The sequence below is a fragment of the Pontibacillus chungwhensis genome, assembly GCF_030166655.1.
Lineage (GTDB): Bacteria > Bacillota > Bacilli > Bacillales > BH030062 > Pontibacillus.
The window spans coordinates 2,547,219-2,566,702 of record NZ_CP126446.1 but is presented as its reverse complement, the minus strand read 5'-3'; the positions used below and the strand labels follow the sequence as shown (position 1 = coordinate 2,566,702).

20 protein-coding genes are annotated in these 19,484 nt (G+C 42.2%); 16 read left to right on the top strand and 4 right to left on the bottom strand.

Going from position 1 to position 19,484, the window contains the following annotated elements; all coding sequences use genetic code 11:
• Positions 1-2: 2 nt before the first annotated feature.
• The 5 genes from QNI29_RS13335 (at position 3) to QNI29_RS13315 (ending at position 6,816) form a co-directional block, all read left to right on the top strand.
• Entirely contained in the window at positions 3-1,277 is a 1,275-nt protein-coding gene (locus QNI29_RS13335; protein ID WP_231416997.1) for a S41 family peptidase, read from the top strand.
• 5 nt (positions 1,278-1,282) lie between these two features.
• Positions 1,283-1,849, top strand: coding sequence for a lysozyme inhibitor LprI family protein (locus tag QNI29_RS13330; protein WP_231416996.1), 567 nt, complete (start codon positions 1,283-1,285; stop codon positions 1,847-1,849).
• Positions 1,850-2,153: 304 nt separating this feature from the next.
• The gene (locus QNI29_RS13325; protein WP_231416995.1) at positions 2,154-4,295 is read left to right on the top strand and encodes a type IA DNA topoisomerase; all 2,142 of its coding nucleotides are present in this window, start codon (positions 2,154-2,156) and stop codon (positions 4,293-4,295) included.
• Positions 4,296-4,526: 231 nt separating this feature from the next.
• Positions 4,527-5,945 carry a Na+/H+ antiporter NhaC gene (gene nhaC, locus QNI29_RS13320; protein WP_231416994.1) on the top strand — a complete coding sequence of 473 codons (1,419 nt, stop codon included), beginning with the start codon at positions 4,527-4,529 and terminating at the stop codon, positions 5,943-5,945.
• Positions 5,946-5,961: 16 nt separating this feature from the next.
• The gene (locus QNI29_RS13315) at positions 5,962-6,816 is read left to right on the top strand and encodes an MBL fold metallo-hydrolase (RefSeq protein ID WP_231416993.1); all 855 of its coding nucleotides are present in this window, start codon (positions 5,962-5,964) and stop codon (positions 6,814-6,816) included.
• A 187-nt stretch (positions 6,817-7,003) separates the two neighbouring features.
• Here QNI29_RS13315 and QNI29_RS13310 read toward each other — a convergent pair whose 3' ends face one another.
• Together QNI29_RS13310 and QNI29_RS13305 are read right to left on the bottom strand one after the other, a co-directional pair.
• The gene (locus QNI29_RS13310) at positions 7,004-7,399 is read right to left on the bottom strand and encodes a VOC family protein (RefSeq protein WP_231416992.1); all 396 of its coding nucleotides are present in this window, start codon (positions 7,397-7,399) and stop codon (positions 7,004-7,006) included.
• A 190-nt stretch (positions 7,400-7,589) separates the two neighbouring features.
• Complete coding sequence (locus QNI29_RS13305; protein ID WP_231416991.1) at positions 7,590-8,012, bottom strand: organic hydroperoxide resistance protein; 423 nt, start codon at positions 8,010-8,012, stop codon at positions 7,590-7,592.
• A gap of 158 nt (positions 8,013-8,170) precedes the next feature.
• On the opposite strand from QNI29_RS13305, the gene QNI29_RS13300 reads away from it, so the two are divergent.
• From QNI29_RS13300 to QNI29_RS13285, 4 genes are all read left to right on the top strand, one after another.
• Positions 8,171-8,614, top strand: a complete 444-nt coding sequence (locus QNI29_RS13300) for a MarR family winged helix-turn-helix transcriptional regulator (protein ID WP_231416990.1) — start codon at positions 8,171-8,173, stop codon at positions 8,612-8,614.
• A gap of 218 nt (positions 8,615-8,832) precedes the next feature.
• Complete coding sequence (locus QNI29_RS13295; protein WP_231416989.1) at positions 8,833-9,567, top strand: IclR family transcriptional regulator; 735 nt, start codon at positions 8,833-8,835, stop codon at positions 9,565-9,567.
• 24 nt (positions 9,568-9,591) lie between these two features.
• On the top strand, positions 9,592-10,779 hold the full coding sequence (locus QNI29_RS13290; protein WP_231416988.1) for an MFS transporter: 1,188 nt from the start codon (positions 9,592-9,594) through the stop codon (positions 10,777-10,779).
• A 12-nt stretch (positions 10,780-10,791) separates the two neighbouring features.
• A complete protein-coding gene (locus QNI29_RS13285) occupies positions 10,792-11,253 on the top strand; it encodes a heme-binding protein (RefSeq protein ID WP_231416987.1) in 462 nt (153 codons plus the stop codon).
• A 136-nt stretch (positions 11,254-11,389) separates the two neighbouring features.
• On the opposite strand, the gene QNI29_RS13280 is transcribed toward QNI29_RS13285, so the two are convergent.
• Positions 11,390-13,285, bottom strand: coding sequence for an alkyl/aryl-sulfatase (locus QNI29_RS13280; RefSeq protein ID WP_231416986.1), 1,896 nt, complete (start codon positions 13,283-13,285; stop codon positions 11,390-11,392).
• A 199-nt stretch (positions 13,286-13,484) separates the two neighbouring features.
• On the opposite strand from QNI29_RS13280, the gene QNI29_RS13275 reads away from it, so the two are divergent.
• The 7 genes from QNI29_RS13275 (at position 13,485) to QNI29_RS13245 (ending at position 18,840) form a co-directional block, all read left to right on the top strand.
• On the top strand, positions 13,485-13,832 hold the full coding sequence (locus QNI29_RS13275; RefSeq protein WP_231416985.1) for a MerR family transcriptional regulator: 348 nt from the start codon (positions 13,485-13,487) through the stop codon (positions 13,830-13,832).
• Complete coding sequence (locus QNI29_RS13270; RefSeq protein WP_231416984.1) at positions 13,829-14,290, top strand: SRPBCC family protein; 462 nt, start codon at positions 13,829-13,831, stop codon at positions 14,288-14,290. Before QNI29_RS13275 ends, QNI29_RS13270 begins: the two co-directional genes overlap by 4 nt.
• 425 nt (positions 14,291-14,715) lie before the next feature.
• Positions 14,716-15,663 carry a cytochrome aa3 quinol oxidase subunit II gene (gene qoxA / locus QNI29_RS13265; protein ID WP_231416983.1) on the top strand — a complete coding sequence of 316 codons (948 nt, stop codon included), beginning with the start codon at positions 14,716-14,718 and terminating at the stop codon, positions 15,661-15,663.
• Between the two features lie 24 nt (positions 15,664-15,687).
• A complete protein-coding gene (gene qoxB, locus QNI29_RS13260; RefSeq protein WP_231416982.1) occupies positions 15,688-17,631 on the top strand; it encodes a cytochrome aa3 quinol oxidase subunit I in 1,944 nt (647 codons plus the stop codon).
• A 1-nt stretch (position 17,632) separates the two neighbouring features.
• Positions 17,633-18,238 (top strand): cytochrome aa3 quinol oxidase subunit III, encoded by a 606-nt coding sequence (qoxC, locus tag QNI29_RS13255; protein ID WP_231416981.1) that lies wholly within the window; start codon positions 17,633-17,635, stop codon positions 18,236-18,238.
• A gap of 1 nt (position 18,239) precedes the next feature.
• The gene (gene qoxD, locus QNI29_RS13250; RefSeq protein WP_231416980.1) at positions 18,240-18,614 is read left to right on the top strand and encodes a cytochrome aa3 quinol oxidase subunit IV; all 375 of its coding nucleotides are present in this window, start codon (positions 18,240-18,242) and stop codon (positions 18,612-18,614) included.
• Positions 18,615-18,633: 19 nt separating this feature from the next.
• Complete coding sequence (locus tag QNI29_RS13245; RefSeq protein WP_231416979.1) at positions 18,634-18,840, top strand: cytochrome C oxidase subunit IV family protein; 207 nt, start codon at positions 18,634-18,636, stop codon at positions 18,838-18,840.
• 51 nt (positions 18,841-18,891) lie between these two features.
• On the opposite strand, the gene QNI29_RS13240 is transcribed toward QNI29_RS13245, so the two are convergent.
• Entirely contained in the window at positions 18,892-19,179 is a 288-nt protein-coding gene (locus QNI29_RS13240) for a spore morphogenesis/germination protein YwcE (RefSeq protein ID WP_231416978.1), read from the bottom strand.
• Positions 19,180-19,484: the final 305 nt, after the last annotated feature.

The window sequence follows — 19,484 nt, the reverse complement described above, 5'->3', positions numbered from 1 at the left end:
GAATGGAGTTTTTACATATTTTCAATGAAATCGTCGATATCGCCCATCGTGACTATGCAGGATGGAAAGACAAACAAGGCTTTGATGACCCAGAGCCATTCCGAAAAGTCTTGCAGAAATCAAACTTGAGCAAAGAAGAGTTCGGAGAATTAGTCCAAGACTACTTACTAGCCTTTAACGACCATCATTTCTACTTTACTGCAGAAGGAGAAAGCGCCTGGGATCGTGGCTTCCGTGTCAGAAGGTATGAAGACCGCTTATACGTAACGGAAGTTAAAGAGGATGACCGTTTACAAGTAGGCCAAGCCATCATCTCCGTTAACCGTATTCCAATACCAGAGCTCGTTCAATCTCATTCACTTGAACTTCGTGAGAAAGGAGCAGAACGGGAACGATGGAAACGCCTGTTAGAGAAATACCGAACGATTGAAGTAGAAGACAAGCAGGGAGCGATTTATAGTATCGAGATGAAGCGTCATAAGAAAAGACCTTATCAGCCCACGCATTCCTTAGAGGTACTCAATGAAGAGACTCTTTTGATGAAGCTGACGGACTTTATCACTCCAGAACCCATCAATGATCTGATTCAAGAAAATGAATCTCTCTTAAACACCTACCCGAACTTAATCTTAGATCTCAGGAATAACGGGGGAGGTAGTGACTCAGCCTTTTACAGACTTGCGCCTTACTTATTCCCTGAAGGAAGAACAGCAATTACCCCAGAAGAGGGTGACTACATGTGGTATAACTGTACCCATGAGAATGCAGAGCGGGTTTTTAAGGAGTATAAAGATTTCCGTCAACAAACTGATGACCCTCAGTGGCTTGAAGTCTTATCATTGGTAGAAAGCGAATGGAAGAAGCATAAAGGGGAAGGGTTTGTTCGGTTTGATTTATCGGCTCTTGAAGAAACGTTTGTGATAGAAGGGTTCGTAAATCCGAAGCAGATTGTTCTGTTAACCGATATCTCAACGATCAGTTCAGCCGAATCTATTGTTGATGTGGCGAAACATTCCGAAATCATCACTACGATGGGGAGAAGTACCCTTGGTGTGAATGACTATGCGAACTTGATTACAGCGTCATGGGGAGACCAATTCCACCTCTCGATCCCGACGACGAAGCTTTCTAGGGTGGACCAGGGAATAGGGATGAACGGGGTAGGCATTGAGCCTGATATTCATATTCCTTGGTCGCCTGCTCATTTGGAACGAGATGTTGATGTTGAAGAAGCGTTGAGCTATTTTAAGAGCATGAAGGAAAACGAAAGAAGGTAAGGGCAATGAGGAAACATCAAACGAGTACAATCCTTGCGCTAATGATTCTAGTACTAGCTGCCTGTAGTAATGATTCTGGAGCTCAATCTCAGGACGAGCCTTCAAATGACACGACTATTCAAACTCAGAATGAGGAAGATGGATTAGAAACAAGCGACAATACCACTTCGACAGACTCCAACGGAACAAGTGATGAAGAAACAGAAGAAGATGAAGAACTAGAAAGTATGAAGACCAAATATCTCACTGAATTAAACAAAATGAACGACGCAGACCATATGGCGGAAGCTAAAACAACCATGGTCGAGATGGAGAAGCAAGAACAAGCGAGATATGAAAAGTGGGATAAGAAGTTGAATGAAATTTATGGAGTACTAGAGGAGCAACTTTCTCAAGAGGAGATGGACCAATTAAGAGAAAAACAGCGTAAATGGATTCGTTACCGAGACGAAGCTGCAAAAGAAGCTTCCCTGAAATATGAAGGGGGTTCTACAGAGCGATTAGAATATGTAGCTACAGAAGCCAGTTTAACAAGGGAAAGATGCTTTGAACTGGTGGCCCATTATATGTAGAAATTGCCGCATGGTTTTGAGTGAACGTAAATTCCTGATTGTGGTAAACTAAATGGAGGAGGTGACGATTCGTTGAGCCGTACCAAAAGAAAAGCGCATAAGGATTCTTTCCTTATGTATCTCGATGTGTTCATTGAGGTGCTCTTGTATGCCCCCAAACTACTCGGGAAAATGGTAAATTGGATCGTGGAAGCAGTCTGATGGCTGCTTCCCTCTTCTCTTTCCCCCTCATCTTTATTTCCTTCCCCTTGCCTTCTCTATCATCTCATAGTACAGTTGTGTTTCGTTGAAAGGAGTGGAGACCATGACGCGAGTGGTCATCTTAGCCGAGAAGCCGTCACAAGCGAAAGCCTACGCTGACGCATTTCAAATTAAAGAAAAAACCAAAACATACATTGAACTAAAACCAGATAGCACCTTCCCGGAAGGAGCTACGATTACATGGGGCATTGGTCACCTGGTTGAATTAAAAGAACCCCATGATTACAAACCAGAATGGAAGAAATGGAAGCTTGATCAGCTACCGATCGTGCCAGACCAATTTTACGAGAAAGTTGCAAGCGGCAAATGGGAGCAATTTAAGGCTGTTAAGCAACTGTTCCAGAAAGCGGACGTCATTATAAATGGAGCTGACGTCGACCGTGAAGGCTCTAATATCTTTTATAGCATCCTGCGCCTGACTGGCGTGAAGGGGAAACCCGTTAAGCGGCTATGGATTAATTCTCTAGAGAAAGATGAGGTCCGAAAAGGCTTTAACCAGCTTCAAACGAATGAGAAGGATTTGCTCCTCTTTGATGAAGCAAAAGCTCGTCAGATTAGCGACTGGATGGTTGGAATCAATGCCAGCCGATTGTTTACAGTTCTGCTTCAAAAGAAAGGATTTTCAGGCTATCTATCGATTGGACGAGTTCAGTCTCCAACCGTGTATTTAATCTATCAAAGGCAAAAAGAGATTGAGAACTTTGTTTCTGAACCTTTCTATCAAATTGAAGGGCTTTTTAAAGCTGAAAAAGGGAGCTATAAAGGCTTAGCCAAGATTAAAGAGAAAGACAAAGCGAAAGTTCAGGCTCTTATGGACCAGCACGAATTGAAAGAGAAGGAAGACATTCAAGGGACCGTTCAAAGCGTGGATAAAAAGACGAAGCACCAGAAGTCACCAAAGCTTCACTCTTTGTCGACGTTACAAAGTGTGGCCAATAAGCGGTGGAAGTACAGCCCGTCCCAGGTGCTGAAGACGATGCAAAAGCTGTACGAGAAGCGTCTCGTGACCTATCCGCGTACAGATTGTAATTACATTACAGATAGCGAATTCTCATACTTGGTGAAGAACTTAGGTCGCTATCAGGAAGCAATGAACGTATCGTTTACCCCTGGCTCAACAAGACCAAGTAAACGTTACGTCGATAGCAGCAAAGTCCAAGAACACTATGCCATCATCCCGACCAAAACCGTACCGACTCAAAACAAGATCAACGGACTAAGCCGGGAAGAGAAAAACATTTATAGTGAAATCATGTTGAACACGCTCGCCATGTTCCATGAAGATTATGTGTATGAAGAAACGACCATTATGACGGATGTAAAAGGTCTAGCATTCAAATCAACAGGCCGTACGGAAGTGAAGCGTGGCTGGAAGGAACTCTTCCCGCAGCCTACTAAGTCCAAGCAGGAGAAAGATGCACTATTACCTGAAGTGAAAAACGGGGAAGAAGTAGGGGCCCGCGTTCATATCAAGGAAAGTATGACGCAGCCGCCAAAGCCATACACAGAAGGTCAATTGATTAATATGATGAAAACGTGCGGGAAGCTTATTGATAACGAAGAAGATGTCGAGATCCTAAAAGAAGTCGAAGGACTCGGCACAGAAGCAACTCGCTCTGGTATCATTGAAACGATCAAAGCTCAGAAGTATATCGAAGTAAAGAAAAACGTGGTTTATGTGACGGAGAAGGGGATCACCTTATGTGAAGCGATTGAAGGAACCCTTCTATCGAGTCCTGCGATGACCGCTAAATGGGAATCCTATCTGAAGAAGATTGGAAATGGACAAGGATCTAAACAAACCTTTATTAAACAAACGAATCAGTTCATTTACAAACTTATTGAAGAAACCCCTGCATCCATTGAGAAAGTTCAAGTTCGTGATACGGGAGAGAGCAATAAGAAGAAATACAACACCCCGATTGCCAAATGCCCAGCCTGTCCAACAGGGTCGATCGTGGACCGCTATAAATTTTATGGCTGTTCTGCTTATAAGGAAGGGTGTAAAGTATCCTTCCCGAAAAAACTTGCAGGGAAGACGTTAACTCAGAATATGATTAAAACGCTCTGCGAGAAAAAGCAGACGAAAGTGCTGAAAGGATTTAAGGGGAAGAAGCCGTTTAGCACGGCCCTTAAGTTGGATCAGGAATATAAGATTAAGTTTGATTTTGAGAAGAAAGCTTAAATGTGAACTTTTTTAAGTAGGTCATAGAGCAGATATCCTTTTAGGGGTGTCTGCTTTTTTTATTGAATGTTGGCGTGAGCATGTCGCTTATATAAGCCACATGCTCACTTCTTTCCATTGACAAATTCCGCATGTCCCCTTTAGAATATAGCTACAATACTTTACTGATTAAAAGCATAAAAGCATAAAAGTGCTAAAGTGTTATGCTAAGCTTTGAGAGGATGAGAGATTATGAGACGAGAACCCCGCATATGGCAAGCGCTACTACCACTGATTGCTCTAATAGGAGCAGCTGCTTGTTCGATATTCTTCTGGAAGGTAGGGATGTACATACCCTTTGTCATCGGTATCGTGACTTCCGCCCTTGTAGGGAAACGTCTTGGATATAGCTGGAATGAACTGCAGCAGTTCTTAACAAGCGGCGTTTCAAAAGCATTACCCGCTATTTTTATATTACTTATTATAGGGACCATTGTGGGTACATGGATTCTTAGTGGGACCATTCCAACGTTAATTTACTATGGTCTTGAACTGATCCAACCTAACTTTTTCTTACCAACGGTTGTTATTACATCTGGAATTGTGGCAATTACACTTGGCAGTTCCTTTACCTCTATTGCCACCATCGGCTTGGCTTTTATGGCGATTGGAACAAGCTTAGGGTTTACACCTGCTCATATTGCAGGCGCTATTATTTCAGGAGCTTTCTTTGGAGACAAGCTTTCTCCGCTTTCTGATACAACGAATATCGCCCCGGCTATGGTCGATGTTAATTTGTTTGACCATGTTAAGCACATGATGTGGGATACGATTCCTGCTTTTATTCTGACAGTCATTGCTTTTTGGATCCTGGGATTAAACACGACTGCCGGAGAGTTTAATACAACTCAAATTGAGACCATTCTAAATGGACTGGACAACGTATTTGTCATCCATCCATTGCTTTTACTCCTACCCGTTGTCACGATTGTCTTAATGATCCGTCGAATACCAGCCATCCCTGCACTCGTTATGGTAAGTGCACTGGGTGGACTTGTTGCGATGATCGTACAAGGCAACACGGTTTCAGAGGTTATGCAATCCATGACGAGTGGGTTTGCATCTGAAACTGGTAATGAAACGCTTGATAGCCTTCTTTCTAAGGGAGGAATCGATTCGATGCTTTCTACAGTAGCCCTTGTTGTCTTTGCCACATCGCTTGGTGGGATTATGGAGGGAATTCACGTGTTCGATGTTTTAATTCATCGATTGATCGAGAAGGTTCAGAGTACAGGTTCTTTAATTTCAACCACTCTACTATCCACTTTCTTTGTAAGTTTCGTTAGTGGAGCGATGTATTTAGCGATCATTCTTCCATCGAAAGCATTTCTTGGTGTATACCGGGAAAGAGGGATCTCAGCAACCAATTTATCTCGTAACGTAGAAGCTGCAGGGACTGTAGGGGTAACCCTTATCCCGTGGGGTGTACCAGCTGTATTTGCAAGTGGTTTAATGGATATCAGTCCTTATTCGTTTATTCCATTCATTTTCTTTGCCTACTTTGTTCTGCTGATTAACGTCATTTATGGCTACACAGGTTTTACAATTACAAAAGAAGAACCTGATGTGCCTGCTGAACACGAAGAGTTGGCCTATCCTAAAACGGTATAAGAGAGGTCGTTTCATCATGACAATTGTAAAAGTACTTGGTACAGCTCAGGATGGGGGAGTACCTCAGACTGGGTGTTGCTGTACGAACTGCCAACAAGCAAAATTATCCTCTGAACGGCGTCGTTCTGCCACTTGCCTGGGGATTATTGATGAGAAGACAAAGGAATGGGTCCTCGTGGATGCCACTCCAGATATTAAATTACAGATGGAGAAAATGGAGACAGCTTTACATCCTACCCCTCAGTCTATTTGGCTTACTCATGCACACATTGGACATTATCCTGGCTTAATTTTTCTAGGGAAAGAAGCGATGAATACAAGCCAATTGCCCGTGTACGCGGGTGCCGGGATGGGTGAGTTTCTCCGCCATCACCTCCCTTGGAGCACACTGATAGAGGGGAAAAACATTTATATTGAAGAGCTTCAGCATGGAAAGACCTATTCCAAGGAGAGCTACTCCATACTTCCTTTACTCGTACCTCATCGAAATGAATACTCTGAGACATTTGGATTCGTTATTAAAGGGAATGAGCGCTCTCTTCTATACATTCCTGATATTGACCGGTGGGACGATTGGGATGAAGACCTTCTCTCTGTGGCAAAAGAGGTGGATTATTGCTTACTCGATGCAACCTTTTATTCAGAGGATGAGGTGAGAGGACTCGGACGTGATCCGAAGTCCATCCCACACCCTTTTATTAAGGAGACCATGGACCGCCTTCAGCCGTTAGTTGACCAGGGGAAGCTGATGGTTTACTTTACACATTTAAACCACAGTAATCCTGCGCTTGATTCCAAGTCGGAAGCCAGAAAGACAGTCAATCAAAGAGGGTTTAAGATTGCGGAGGAAGGAATGAGGATTGAATTATAAGAAGGAAAGACTTTATCATGGGAGTTTTAATGAAAGAGTGAAGTCCTAGTGGTGTTCTTAAACTATATGAAGTAAGAAAAAATGAAGACACATTGCCTTGGCTATGTGTCTTCATTTTTCTTTTTCTATTCAATTGTAAATGGCATCTCTAACGAAAGGAGCTCACCATTTGTAATAAAAAAACATCCTACTTCGCCTGATCATCAGGCTGATGAATGCCGAAGATATTACCTTCTGTATCTTTGTAATACCCTTGCCAAGCCATACCAGGAAGAGCGTACTTGGGCATAGCTACTTCACCGCCAAATTCGAGAATTTTTGCCTCACTTGCATCATAATCTTCCACTCCCATGGTGCAAGCATACCCACTTAAAGGCTGGTTAGCCTCAGGTGAAGGCCCTTGGCGTTTCATTAAGGCCCCATTAATTCCAGGCGTATCTTCACTGCCTGTCACGGCTCCTAAATAAGGCATCCCCGCATACTCTGTCCAGTCTTCAAATGTCCACCCAAACACTTCACCATAAAAACGTTTTGCGCGGTCCATGTCGTCAACGTGTATTTCGAAATGTACGATTCTCCCCATAATTTCCTCCTAAATGTTTTACGTCATTAAATAGTCTTTATATATTTTCTATAAATGTATCAGACTTCCTTCTTCTTGAATGAGGAGATTCTTGTAGTCTAGCTCCATAGACGGAATTTTAGTTCTGTAAGCGAACAAGATTTCCTTATAGAAAAGAGCTCAGCATTACTGCTGAGCTCTTTTCTATTATCTATTTAGCTATCGTGTTTAACGTAACTTCAATGTTGTCACGCGTGGCACGGGAGTAAGGGCACACCTGGTGAGCCTGATGTGTTAGGTCTTCGGCTTCTTCTTTTGAAACCCCTTTGATCTCAACATCTAATTCAACTGCTAAACCGAAGCCATCTCCTTCTTTGCCAATGCTCACATTCGCTGTAATTGCAGATTCAATAGATTTTTTGGCTTTAGAAGCGACCAGTTGAAGAGCACTATCAAAGCAAGCAGAATATCCAGCTGCAAATAGCTGTTCCGGATTCGTTGTTCCTTCTTTTTCTTGTCCGCCAAGTGATTTAGGCATGGATAGTTCGAAATCGATCGTTCCATCACTAGAGGTTACCTTTCCTTTACGTCCACCTTGTGCTGTTGCCTGTGCTGTGTATAGAGCTTTTTCCATGAGTTCATCTCCCTTTCCATTTTGATTGTGTGAAATTAAATTGTGCACAATTTAATTTATAACAACTTATAACATTTGTCAAAATAAAAGCGTTCGATTTGTTTGGTTGTAGGAGAGGTGGAGATTCGCTACACTTATTGGTAGAAGGAGAGATCTGCATGGCTGAAGACCATTTAAAATTAGAAAATCAAATTTGTTTCTCGATCTATGCAACAGCTCGGGAAGTAACGAAATTGTATAAACCTCTCTTAGAGGAGTTAAATGTGACGTATCCTCAATACTTAGTACTTCTCGTATTGTGGGAAGAAGATGGCATTACCGTGAAGGAAATGGGGCACCGCCTTTACTTAGATTCAGGGACGCTAACCCCGATGCTTAAGCGAATGGAAACAGCAGGGCTTGTATTCCGTGAAAGGTCAAAGCACGATGAACGTAGTGTTGTGGTGCGCTTAACAGAAGAAGGGAAGAAGGCTGAACAAACCGCTGACTCGATTCCATATCAATTGATTGATCAGCTAGATATGGGTCAAGAGGAGCTGAAGCAGTTCAAAGCATCCATGGTGAAGATACTTCAAAGTGTTCATCAGAAGAATGAATCATAAAGAAAGCAAAGGGAAGAACTTATTCTTTGTTCCTACTAATGAAACATCGCCTGAATAAAAAGGGGGTGTTTCTTTTTTTGCTTTTTTTGAGGGTGCTGCCGCTGATGATAGGAAACAATGAGGGGGAGTTAGTTTCATATATAGAAACTTACTTTCATTTTTTGATATTTATTTTACGGAGCTATACCATAACAAATGTGCAAAGGGGGCACAGACTCATGAGTCAATATGAAGTTTCAACGTTGAAAAAAGGATTGATCATTCTCGATCTGCTTATGGAGAGTGGAGGAATGACCATGAACGAAGTGATGCATCAAATTAATTTGAACAAAACCACGGCTTTTCGCATGCTCTATACGCTTGAACATATGGGTTATATCGAAAAGCATGGTCAAGTTTATCGGGTTTCCTCTAAGCTAACGGAATTTAAACAAGACCATAACCCTTTAGTAGATTGGGTGTCGGTTTCCCCTCTATATGAACTAAGTCAAGAGCTTGGAGAAACCGTATATATTGGAATTCTCGACGGGACAGATGTGATTACGACCCAAGTAGTGGATGGTACTCATGCGATGCGTATCCATTCACAAGTAGGGGACCGTGATCCTGCTCACGGAAGTGCCCTTGGAAAAGCGATCGTTGCTTTCTTTGAGGAACCGAAACAAAGGAAGTACTTGCAAAAGCTTCAGTGGAAGAAGCAGACAGAGAATACGTTCGACGATGAACAATTATTTCTCTATCACCTAAAAGCTATTCGAAATCAGGGCTATGCAGTGGATGATGAAGAAACGGAGATCGGACTCCGTTGCATCGCAGCTCCTATATACCGAAACGGCGAAGTGGTGGCTTCTGTTGCATTATCTGGTCCGGCTAGCAGGATTCCAAAGCAACTCGACACTCAGATTAGTAAGAAAATCAGAGCATGCAGCGCCCAAATTTCAAAACTTTTATAACGATAACGTAAGGAGGAGACCCCTGTGAGTAAATTGTCATCAAAAGCTATCATCGGACTTTTGTCATTAGCGATTAGTGCGTTTGCCATCGGCACGACGGAGTTCGTTATTGTCGGACTCCTTCAAACCGTAGCGACAGACCTGGATATTTCCGTAACAAAAGCAGGAACATTAATATCAGTTTACGCAGCAGCCATTGCCATTGGAACTCCCATAGTTACGACGATGACCGGGAAGTTACCGAAAAAAGGCCTGCTTCTTACCTTTATGACTATTTTCATTATCGGAAATGTCCTTTCAGGCCTTTCCGAAACGTATGAATTACTAATGATTTCAAGAATAATTACAGCTGTATCTCATGGAGTATTCTTCGCCATTGCTGCAACCGTGGCTGCTGAACTGGTTCCAAAGGACAAGCAAGCCTCAGCTATATCCATTATGTTCACTGGATTGACGGTTGCTACCATTATTGGTGTACCATTTGGAACATTTGTGGGGCAAGCGGTTGGTTGGAGAGCCACATTCTACTCTGTTGCCGTTCTTGGCTTCATTGGACTCATAGCTAATATGTGGGCAGTGGATCGTATAAAACGACCAGCTGAATCTCCAACTCTTATTGATGTAGGAAGACTGGTATCTAATCCAAGAATACTACTCGCTCTATTGATGACTGCATTCGGATTCGGAGGAACATTCGCACTATTTACGTACCTTTCTCCGATTCTTGAGGATGTCAGTGGATTCTCAGAAGGAGCTATATCATGGATGCTTCTCTTATATGGCATAGCAGTGGCAATTGGAAATATTATCGGCGGTAAAGTGAGTAACAATCATCCCGTTAAGGTGTTACGATTTGTCTTCTTTATCCAAGTCTTCGTCCTGCTCTTGCAAGTGCTATTGTTACCACATAAGGCCCTTAGCTACCTTTCTGTCTTCATACTAGGTTTATTTGCTTTTATGTTGACCCCAGGCGTGCAGTCCTACATTCTCATGCTCGCAGAGAAGCTTGTGCCAAAAGCTAAGGATGTCGCTTCTGCGATGAACATCTCTGCTTTCAATATTGGGATTGCCGGTGGTTCTGCGATCGGGGGCTTTGTAGTGGAGACGATGGATTACCTTGATACAGCTTGGATAGGTGGCATTATGGTATCCATTGCACTTCTACTGTCTGTTATTAATTATCGATTAGATAGAAAGCAAAACTTATTTTAAAGGAGAATAAAGATGAATACAGAACAACTACAACAACTAGAGAACGAGCTTGTTTTTGAACAATTTACTAATGAAGAGGCTTTAAAGCTAGGTATGGAACTGGTGAATTATGCAAAAGAAAATGGCAAATCTGTGGCCGTACACATTGAGAAGAATCGTCTGCCGCTATTCACTCATCTGATGGATGGAACATCGGAAGAGAATGTGAAATGGTTGTATCGGAAGAAGAATGTTGTGGATCACTATAACCACAGCACTCAATTTATTGCCGCTCGTTTTGAAGAAATGGGCACCACACACAACGAAAGCTCCCTGCTCCCTATAGAGGAATACCAGGCTGTCGGTGGTTCTTTACCAATAAACATTAAAGGTGTGGGCACGATCGGCTCTGTTACCGTAGCAGGACTAACGCCACAAATGGATCATGATTACTGCGTTGCAGGTGTGAAGCGTTTCTTGGAGAAAGATGTCTAGGTGAAAGAGAGTCTATCAATAAATAGATGAACGTAAGAAAAGGAGCACCAAGTCACGGTGCTCCTTGTTTTATTTAAAATCATGGGTTCTTTTCCTACCTAGCGGTGTCATAATAGGAAAGTCTGTGTCAATCTCATCAAGAGCCCATAGGAATTGATGCCACTTTTGAATATCTCCTATCACTTTTATAGAAGAAGGGGGAAGAGCGGTTGTTCGTGGTGGCCAACTCATACAAAGTCTTCTTATTCATAATGACCTTCACTTGATCTTCTTTTATTTCATCGGATAGATATCGGAAAATCCCTCGTTTAACCTCCGTTAAAGCTTGTTCTTTCCTATCCGGAATAATGAAGTTCAATTTAAAGTCATAGTCCCCGGCGATCAATCCGTTTATTCGAATGCTTAACATGTTCAATACTTGTTCTAGCGTCATAACGTCTAGTACTTCTGCGGTGATTGTGGACTGCTGTATAGGAATAATGCCATAACGAAGCTCTTGAGCCCCCATCAAATATTCATTCCGCCATGGCCCGGATTCTGCGATGTATCCAAGTTGTTCCAAGGCATCTGCACAAAGGTACCTGGCTTTTTTATTAGATGGGTTTGCGAAGATGACGTGCTTGGTTACTTCAGCAACCCATTGGTATTCTCCTTCTCTGAAGCTTTTCTTTGCTTTCTTGATAACTTCATCTTCTCCACCCATAAATTCCACATATTTTTTTGACGAATCTTCCGGTAAGAGCTTATTTAAATCGACTGGGTTTCCGTTATACCATCCTATATATTTTTGGTAAACCGCTTTAGAGTTGTGGTTTACCGTTCCATAGAATGAGCTATTGAACCATTCCTCTTGTAAACTTTTAGGGAAGGCAACCATTCTTCCAACTTCATCCATGGTGTAACCTTGATTAATCAACCTTAAGGTCTGATCATTAATATATTGGTACATGTCTCGCTGCTTTTCCATATAATCAATGCAGTATACTCTTCCGTGACGTGGCCAATTATGCACTTCGAATACAGATGTCAATTGTTCCCCAAATAGATCAATGGCTTGTTGGATGTACTTCGCCCATGCGACAGGATCTCGCACTTCAGCTCCTCGTAATGTATATATGTTATGGAGCGATGCTGTACAATTCTCTGCAATGCAAAGGCTCTTTTCCTCAGGCACAAACATGTTCATTTCAGCCGGTGCTTCTGTATCCGGGGTGATTTGGAATTGAAACTTTACACCATCAATCATCTTCTCCACGAAAGATTCATTTGCTAAAGGTGAAATTTCTTCAGCAGAATTCACTAAAGTTACAACTCCCGTTGATACATATTTCCCTATGCCGCTATCTATTTGACCTTTTTCTCCACGAGGTAGTATTTCACCATACATATAAAATCCTCGTCTCGACATCGCCACTCCTGCTGTTACATTCTCCTCTAAGGCGGCACTCAAAAAACCGCTCGGTGCATAAATCTTAACATCATCGGTGGTTCCACTATTAAGAACTCCATCAACACCACCATAATGATCGACGTGTGAATGAGAGAAAATGATCGCACTAACCGGAACCTTACCAAAATAACTATCGATTAATTCAAAAGCAGCTTCTGCCGTCTCTCTACTTGTAAGACAATCGATCACAATCCAACCTGTCTTTCCGCGAATAATGCTCAAATTAGCCAGATCGAATCCTCTAACCTGATAAATGTTTTCTGTCACTTGAAATAGACCGGCGTTTAAGTTCAATTTTCCTTGATACCAGAGTTTTGGGTTCACGGATGAGGGGAGTTTATCGTTCAGCAGGAAATCATAACGCTTTAAATCCCAAACAGGAAGAAGTGAATCATCTGGTTTAATAACGGGAAGGAGGACGTTTTTTAGTACGTTTCGCGTTGCCCATTCCTGTTCAACCTTCAGTCTTTCCCAGAAAATATTCTTTTTTATGCATTCATTGATTTTTTCTGTTTTCTTCGTGGCACCTTTTCGAAAAGGGGTGAGTTTCGCTTCGAACTGATCATGATGATTTTGCTCCATAAGATGTCACCTCCATGAATATAGTATTCGGTGTAATTCCACTGTATACATAGATGAACGAACGAATTCATTAGGTGTGAACACCTGAGTATGCTAACGTTAATTTGTCTAAAAAATTGGGTGCTCTTTATAATAATCTTAGTTTGAGGTTGACTGTGTAGTGCACTACATCCTTTAAGATTTAAATGAGGTGGAAGACATGTACAAAGTCGGTGAGTTTTGCAGAATGACTGGTTTAAGTAAAGAAACCTTGCGTTACTACGCTCAAATTAAACTCCTTGAACCAGTCTATATTGAACCTCGTAATAACTATAGGTACTATGATAATGGTTCATACTTGATTGCGAGATTGCTAGTCTACTTGAGGAGATTTGACTTCTCTATTCAAGAAATGTTGACCGTTGTAAATGATGAATCCTTTGAACATTTAGAGGAGTTAATTAAACAGAAACGGAAGAACTTATCTCAAGAGGTTCGTCGCATACAAACCGTGATCGAAGAGATGGACGAGTTCTTTGAGATGGAAATGGGAGCTAAATATGAATGATTAAGTGGCATGAAGAACGGGTGTTACCTTTCAACATTGAAGTGATCTGGAGATTGTTTGAAATCGAAAGCCTTCCACGCATTATGCCAAATGTGATCGAAACCAAAGTGCTCGATAAGAAAGACGGGGTAGTTGGAACCACTTATGAACAAAAATATAAAGAAGGAAAGCGAATTGAAACGTACATTGTTGAAGACCTTGAGTATGAAAACACTCCTCAGAAGAAACATAATAAAATTGGTTTTACATTAGCGAAAGCATTTGATATACAAGCATCTTTTACATTAATAAAACAAAGTGAGAATGAAACAAGATTTATTTATAAAGGGCAAAACGTAGGATTGAATTTCTTAGGTAAAACGCTGCTTAAATTAGGAGGACAAAAGAACAACCAAAAAGTAGTCGATGATTTCATGGACAGAGTTGAGAAAGAAGCCATGGTGGAGGATCAGTCATAAGAACAATAGAAAAAGGAAAAAAGTCCACTTACCAAAAAAGGTGTTTCACGAATTTAAGAAACCTGTTTCACTTTAAAGTGAAACAGGTTTTTAAGTTTATATCTAAAAAATATGAAAGTGTGAAATGTTCCGCTATATGGAAAATATCCATTTGCTAGTGTGACCTATATCTCCTTTTATAACGGAATAGAACCTCGGTATATCTATATCCTATTTTTAGTTCGTTTGTTATTAATTTCCTTGAAAGCGTGCATCATTTGGTAAAATATTAAAAGTTCGTGAACGATCTATGACAAAGTTGTGAACAATCGTTTCTATTTCGCCAAAATCTGATATAATCAGTCACGCCCTGATACGTATAACAGCTCCTAAGTTTCCGAGTTTTATACTTATAATTTAACAGATTGATAGGAGGGTTAAGATTCATGAAAGCTAAACATCTCCGAAATAGATGGTTAGGTTTGCTGCCGCTCAGCTTGATTTTCTTCTTAAGCGGGTGTGGGCAGTTGGAAATGACTGTGCTCAACCCAAAAGGGCCAGTCGCTGAAAGTCAATATGACCTGATTGTATACTCCCTATGGTTCATGCTTGGAATTGTTGTTGTCGTGTTTGCTTTATTTACTTACATGATTATCAAGTACCGTGAGAACCGTCCGGGACGTAAAGAAAGTGACTATGACCCGAACTTGCATGGAAATACAACCATCGAGATTATTTGGACGGTTATTCCGTTTATCATTGTCATCCTTTTATCCATCCCAACCGTAACAACATTGTTCGACTTGGAGGAGCCTCCTAAACCTGAAGCAGGGGAAGAGGTGAAGGAACCTTTAGTCGTATATGCCACAACGGCGGATTGGAAATGGTTCTTCAGTTATCCGGAACAGGATATTGAAACCGTTAATTACTTACACATCCCGACCGATCGTCCAATCGAATTCAGGTTAGCTTCGGCTGATTCGATGTCAGCTCTTTGGATTCCGGCACTAGGCGGTCAAAAGTACAACATGGCGGGTATGATGACCAAATTGTATTTAGAAGCTGATGAAGAAGGAGTCTACGATGGCCGTAACTCTAACTTCAACGGTGAAGGCTTTGCTGCTCAAACGTTCAAGGTATATGCCGAGAGCGAAGAAGAATTTACTTCATGGGCAGATGAAATTAGCAACGAAGCACCAGAGCTTACAGCAGAACGTTATGACGAACTGCTTGCGCCTGGTTTGACTGACGTACAATCCTATTCCAACACACACTTGGATTACGTGAAGCACCATACGAAAGAGGATGCGGGTTATGTCGTCGAAAAATACCGTGAACAATTCAAACAGAAGCTTCATTTAGAAGAAATTGAAGAACAAGAAAGCTTCCAATAGTACGTAAAGAAAGCAGGTGAAGACATGCACATTACAGATATTCTAGTCACCGGTGAACCGCTCATCTATGGTGCCATGGTATCGATGGCACTAGGTGGGCTCGCCATCCTTTTCATTCTGACGTATTTCAAAAAATGGAAATGGCTTTGGCGTGAATGGTTGACCTCCGTTGACCATAAGAAGATCGGTGTCATGTATATTTTAAGTGCCCTTCTCATGTTATTCCGTGGTGGCGTAGACGCCATGATGATGAGGGTGCAGTTGGCATTTCCTGATTTGGGATTCTTAAGCTCCCAACACTATAACGAAATTTTCACAACACACGGAACGATCATGATTATCTTCATGGCGATGCCGTTCTTGATCGGACTCATGAACATCATCGTTCCATTACAAATCGGAGCGCGTGACTTCGCGTTCCCATATTTAAACGCATTAAGTTTCTGGTCCTTCTTCTTCGGAATGGCGCTCTTTAACATTTCCTTCGTAATCGGAGGTTCTCCGGATGCCGGGTGGACGAGCTACACCCCACTTTCCGGTGCAGCGATGAGCCCTGGACCAGGTCAAAACTTCTATCTACTGGGACTACAGCTATCAGGTATCGGTACCCTGGCTACAGGGGTTAACTTGATGGTAACGATTTTGAAAATGCGTGCCCCTGGCATGAAGCTATTCCATATGCCGATCTTCTCATGGTCGACATTGGTTACATGTTTCATCATCGTGTTTGCATTCCCGATTTTAACAGTAGCTCTTGCACTACTTACAATTGACCGTGTATTCGGTGCACAGTTCTTCACGTTGACAGGGGAAGGCCTGCCTATGATGTGGGCAAACCTGTTCTGGATGTGGGGACACCCGGAAGTGTACATTGTTATTCTTCCTGCCTTCGGTATATTTTCCGAAATCATTGCCACATTCGCGAAAAAGCGTCTATTTGGCTACAATGTAATGGTTTGGTCTATGATCGTCATTGCATTACTTAGTTTCTTAGTATGGGTGCACCACTTCTTCACAATGGGTGCTGGCGCATTTGTTAACTCCGTCTTCTCTATTTCGACGATGTTGATCGCCGTACCAACGGGTGTGAAGATTTTCAACTGGCTTGCAACCCTTTATAAATCGAAAATCGAATTTACTGTACCAATGCTTTGGTCACTTGCTTTCATCCCAAGTTTCATTCTTGGTGGTGTTACAGGTGTTATGCTTGGTATGGCAGCAGCGGACTATCAGTTCCACAACTCGTACTTCCTGATCGCGCACTTCCACTACGTGCTGATCGCAGGAACCGTATTTGCCTGTTTCGCAGGACTTGTGTTCTGGTATCCGAAAATGTTCGGTCACAAGATGAACGAGCGTTTGGGTAAATGGGCATTCTGGTTGTTCTTCTTTGGCTTCCATGTGTGCTTCTTCCCACAATATTTCCTAGGCCTAGACGGGATGCCACGTCGTTTATTTATCACAAACGTTGTAGAATGGCTTCCATTGAACGTTATTTCTACTGTCGGGGCTGTCGGAATGGCACTTGGTTTCGTTGTGTTCGTTTACAACGTTTACTACAGCTATCGTTACAGCGAGCGTGAAACAACAGGTGATTCTTGGAATGGTAACGGCCGTACCCTTGAATGGGCGACAACGACGCCAGTACCTTACTACAACTTTGCAACAGTTCCATATGTGGATGAAATTGATCCATATATTCGTATGAAAGAAGAAGGCAAAACGACATTTGAAGAAGATGAAGTGAAGCCGATCCACATGCCAAGTTACACAGGGGCTCCGATCATTATGATGGCTCTTCTTGGACTTGCCAGTTTCGGTCTTGTCTTTGAATGGTTGTATGTCGCTGTCATCGGATTGATCGGTGCTGTGTTTATGATGATCCTTCGCTCCTTCGATTATGACGATGGTTACTATGTACCAGTTGAAGAAATTAAAGAAACAGAGAAAAAAGCGAGGGGGTTATAATATGGCTGCGGAAGAACTGAAAACAGGTCCTTTAGAATATCGCACCCAAGAAGGGCAAATGACCATCATGGGCTTCTGGATTTTCCTTGGAGCCGAGGTTGTCCTCTTCGCGACGTTATTTGCAACATATGCTGTGTTGTTCGGACGTACTGCTGATGGACCACTGCCAAGCGAACTGTTTGAGCCAGGTACCACTCTTATTATGACCTTCCTGCTTCTAACTAGTAGTTTTACATGTGGACTTGCGATTCACGAAATGAGAAGGGGATCAGTCAAAGGGCTGATCTTCTGGATGGTTATTACGTTAGCTCTTGGTCTTGGGTTCCTTGGATTCGAGATTTACGAATTCGTTCACTACACGCATGAAGGCGCAACAATTCAAGCTAGTGCGTTTTGGTCAGCATTCTTTATCCTTGCCGGAACTCACGGACTGCACGTTACGCTTGGTATCGGTTGGGCGACCCTGCTCTTGATCCAAATCAAGCAGCGAGGACTAACAAACGTCACAAGCCGTAAATTATTTGTCGTAAGCTTATACTGGCACTTCCTTGATGTCATTTGGATCTTCATCTTCACGAGTGTCTATCTGATTGGGATGGTGATTTAATATGGCCGATTCGAAAAAACGCGTACCAATGAATCACGTCATTGGCTTTATCTTGTCACTCGTCATGACGCTAGTTGCAGCATGGGCAGCACTTCAATCTGACTTGTCTACGACATGGATCATCATCGGTATTATGGTTCTTGCTCTGTTGCAAGCAGGCGTACAATTGTTTATGTTCATGCACGTTACAGAAGCTTCAAGCGGAAATGGGCACGTACCATGGAACATGATGTTTCACGGTTTCGCTCTTGCCGCAATCCTTGTAGCAGGATCCCTGTTCGTCATGTCCTTTGGCCATGATCATGGTGATATGGGCGACATGGGCGATATGGAACAACACGAAGAACAACATTCAGAAGACCATAGCGGTCACTAAAAAAGTGGGGGTTATTAGGATGGAAAAAAAGCAAAACATGCCACTAGAGGCCGGATGGCCATGGAAAGATTTGATTGGGTTTATTCTCTCAATATTGCTGACGGCTTTTTCACTAGGTGGAGCGCTTTATTCCTCCTATGACTTTAAACTTGTTTTATTTATTCTTGCAGGTTTCAGTTTTGTACAGGCGATGATCCAACTGTACAAACTGCAGCCGCAGGATTAAAAAAAGAAACGCTTCTTTCCTGGAGTCAGGGAAGGAGCGTTTCTTTTTTATTTATCTAAGTTGTTCTTTTGTTAATTTCTCTTTCAGTTCAGAGCTTGATTTTACGGTCGCCACCATGAACATCACCCAAGCGATGTGGGCGCCAATTAAACCAAGATAGAACATGGCCCCTGTAATGGAGAATGGTCCTGGATCTGAGTACATTGTCACCTGGAAGAAGTATAGCCACATGCCGATAAGTAGAATTGATTGCGCTACGGCAAATGCCATCTTTTTCGTTTGTAAGAATAGAAATGGAGCTATAGTCGCCAAGAGCAAGAACATTACGGTCGCACCCATGAAAATCATCTCCTTAGTTATGTTTCAAAATTGAAAACGTTTTCTTTGATCTTATTGTAACAAAAAATTCGCAATTTGGACACAAAATGTTCATAAATGGGCTAACATTTTTAGAATTTCCGTTTTTTAGCTTGTCTAAACAATATTTTTTTGGCCAATTAAGGGTGCAAATACTTGTGAATGGTCCTTTCCTCTAAAAGGAGGAGGTTTCATGTGGGACGTGGAAAGATGGGGATAGCTACCGATTACAAAAGGGAGCGACTGCTAAAAAAAGACGCTTAGGTGTGAGGCCCCCAAGCGTCATT

What these genes read in the sequence shown, in the direction of transcription:
- QNI29_RS13335 (WP_231416997.1), top strand. Translation starts at nt 3, where the DNA reads ATGGAGTTTTTACATATTTTCAATGAAATCGTCGATATCGCCCATCGT.
- QNI29_RS13330 (WP_231416996.1), top strand. Translation starts at nt 1,283, where the DNA reads ATGAGGAAACATCAAACGAGTACAATCCTTGCGCTAATGATTCTAGTA.
- QNI29_RS13325 (WP_231416995.1), top strand. Translation starts at nt 2,154, where the DNA reads ATGACGCGAGTGGTCATCTTAGCCGAGAAGCCGTCACAAGCGAAAGCC.
- nhaC (WP_231416994.1), top strand. Translation starts at nt 4,527, where the DNA reads ATGAGACGAGAACCCCGCATATGGCAAGCGCTACTACCACTGATTGCT.
- QNI29_RS13315 (WP_231416993.1), top strand. Translation starts at nt 5,962, where the DNA reads ATGACAATTGTAAAAGTACTTGGTACAGCTCAGGATGGGGGAGTACCT.
- QNI29_RS13310 (WP_231416992.1), bottom strand. Translation starts at nt 7,399, where the DNA reads ATGGGGAGAATCGTACATTTCGAAATACACGTTGACGACATGGACCGC.
- QNI29_RS13305 (WP_231416991.1), bottom strand. Translation starts at nt 8,012, where the DNA reads ATGGAAAAAGCTCTATACACAGCACAGGCAACAGCACAAGGTGGACGT.
- QNI29_RS13300 (WP_231416990.1), top strand. Translation starts at nt 8,171, where the DNA reads ATGGCTGAAGACCATTTAAAATTAGAAAATCAAATTTGTTTCTCGATC.
- QNI29_RS13295 (WP_231416989.1), top strand. Translation starts at nt 8,833, where the DNA reads ATGAGTCAATATGAAGTTTCAACGTTGAAAAAAGGATTGATCATTCTC.
- QNI29_RS13285 (WP_231416987.1), top strand. Translation starts at nt 10,792, where the DNA reads ATGAATACAGAACAACTACAACAACTAGAGAACGAGCTTGTTTTTGAA.
- QNI29_RS13280 (WP_231416986.1), bottom strand. Translation starts at nt 13,285, where the DNA reads ATGGAGCAAAATCATCATGATCAGTTCGAAGCGAAACTCACCCCTTTT.
- QNI29_RS13275 (WP_231416985.1), top strand. Translation starts at nt 13,485, where the DNA reads ATGTACAAAGTCGGTGAGTTTTGCAGAATGACTGGTTTAAGTAAAGAA.
- QNI29_RS13270 (WP_231416984.1), top strand. Translation starts at nt 13,829, where the DNA reads ATGATTAAGTGGCATGAAGAACGGGTGTTACCTTTCAACATTGAAGTG.
- qoxA (WP_231416983.1), top strand. Translation starts at nt 14,716, where the DNA reads ATGAAAGCTAAACATCTCCGAAATAGATGGTTAGGTTTGCTGCCGCTC.
- qoxB (WP_231416982.1), top strand. Translation starts at nt 15,688, where the DNA reads ATGCACATTACAGATATTCTAGTCACCGGTGAACCGCTCATCTATGGT.
- qoxC (WP_231416981.1), top strand. Translation starts at nt 17,633, where the DNA reads ATGGCTGCGGAAGAACTGAAAACAGGTCCTTTAGAATATCGCACCCAA.
- qoxD (WP_231416980.1), top strand. Translation starts at nt 18,240, where the DNA reads ATGGCCGATTCGAAAAAACGCGTACCAATGAATCACGTCATTGGCTTT.
- QNI29_RS13245 (WP_231416979.1), top strand. Translation starts at nt 18,634, where the DNA reads ATGGAAAAAAAGCAAAACATGCCACTAGAGGCCGGATGGCCATGGAAA.
- QNI29_RS13240 (WP_231416978.1), bottom strand. Translation starts at nt 19,179, where the DNA reads ATGGGTGCGACCGTAATGTTCTTGCTCTTGGCGACTATAGCTCCATTT.